This window comes from Arthrobacter sp. HLT1-20, from assembly GCF_054510895.1.
Window position 1 is genome coordinate 1 of record NZ_JBTNDR010000074.1, and the last position, 1,452, is coordinate 1,452.

The 1,452-nt window shown below is 63.2% G+C and carries 1 protein-coding gene; it reads left to right on the top strand.

Translation table 11 applies throughout. The annotated features are described in order from the left end of the window. Position 1: 1 nt before the first annotated feature. Positions 2–1,399: an L-serine ammonia-lyase gene (locus tag ACX80Q_RS18650; RefSeq protein WP_459332036.1), complete on the top strand. Its 1,398-nt coding sequence runs from the start codon at positions 2–4 to the stop codon at positions 1,397–1,399. Positions 1,400–1,452: the final 53 nt, after the last annotated feature.

Sequence of the window (1,452 nt, forward strand, 5' to 3'; positions counted from 1 at the left end):
CATGTCCGTTGGTGTTTTTGATTTGTTTTCTGTGGGCATTGGGCCTTCGAGTTCGCATACTGTGGGGCCCATGCGTGCGGCTGCGGCGTTTGTTCAGGAACTGATCCAGGGCGAGTTCCTGGGGTTGGTGGCCTCGGTCCGGGTTGATTTGTATGGTTCCCTGGCTGCTACGGGGCGTGGGCACGGGACCATGACGGCGGTGTTGCTCGGTCTTGAGGGTCGTGAGCCCGAGTTGATTCTGCCTGCTGAGGTTGATGCCCGCCTGGCCGCGTTCGCCGCGGGCGAGCCTTTGCTGCTGGCTGGCAGTGTGGCGTTGGCTTATGGTGCCGGGGACATTATTTTGCATCCGCTGACTGTTCTTCCCCGCCACACCAACGGCATGAAACTGGCCGTGTTGGGCAGTGCCGGCACTGTTTTGCATGAGGCCACGTACTTCTCGGTCGGTGGTGGTTTCATCATCCGGGAGGGTGCTGTGGACGCGGCCGTGGCCGAGCTGGAACACTCCAAGGAACTGTTGCCCTACCCGTTCCGGACCGCTGCGGAGTTGCTGAAGCACTGTGCGGCGACGGGCACGAACTTCAGTGGTGTGATGCTCGCGAACGAGCTCGTCACCCGCACCGAGGCCGAGGTCCGTGCCGGGTTGTTGCATATCCGCGACGTCATGGAGGACTGCAAAAACGCGTCCCTGGCCAGGACCGGGTTGCTGCCGGGCGGGTTGAATGTGCGCCGCCGCGCCCCTGACTGGTATGCCCGGCTGCGGGCCGAGGACCCGGACCGGGACCCGAAGTTCTGGCAGGAATGGGTGAACCTGGTCGCGTTGGCGGTGAATGAGGAAAACGCCTCCGGTGGGCGTGTGGTCACGGCCCCCACGAACGGGGCTGCCGGGATCATCCCGGCCGTCATGTTTTACGCCACCCACTACACCCCCGGCATGGCCGATGCCTCCCAGGAGCAGGTTGATGATGTGGTGGTGCGGTTCCTGCTGGCCTCCGCTGCTGTGGGCGTGCTGTACAAGGAACAAGCCTCGATCTCCGGCGCTGAGGTGGGGTGTCAGGGCGAGGTCGGCTCCGCATCCTCGATGGCAGCTGCAGGGTTGGCCGAGGTCATGGGCGGCACCCCGGAACAAGTCGAGAACGCGGCCGAGATCGCGATGGAACACAACCTGGGCCTGACCTGTGACCCGATCGGTGGTTTGGTGCAGATCCCGTGCATTGAACGCAACGCGATCGCCGCCGCGAAAGCCATCAACGCCGCGAAAATGGCGCTCTGGGGCGACGGTCAACACCGTGTCTCCCTGGACGAAGTCATCATCACCATGCGCGAAACCGGCCGCGACATGTCCTCCAAATACAAAGAAACAGCCATGGGCGGCCTCGCCGTCAACGTCGTGGAATGCTAACCACCCACGAACCTGCGAATTCTGCGCACCATTCCACGTCAATGATCCGCCAC

Excerpts from the sequence above, each read along its gene's own strand:
- ACX80Q_RS18650 (WP_459332036.1), top strand. The coding sequence starts at position 2 with ATGTCCGTTGGTGTTTTTGATTTGTTTTCTGTGGGCATTGGGCCTTCG.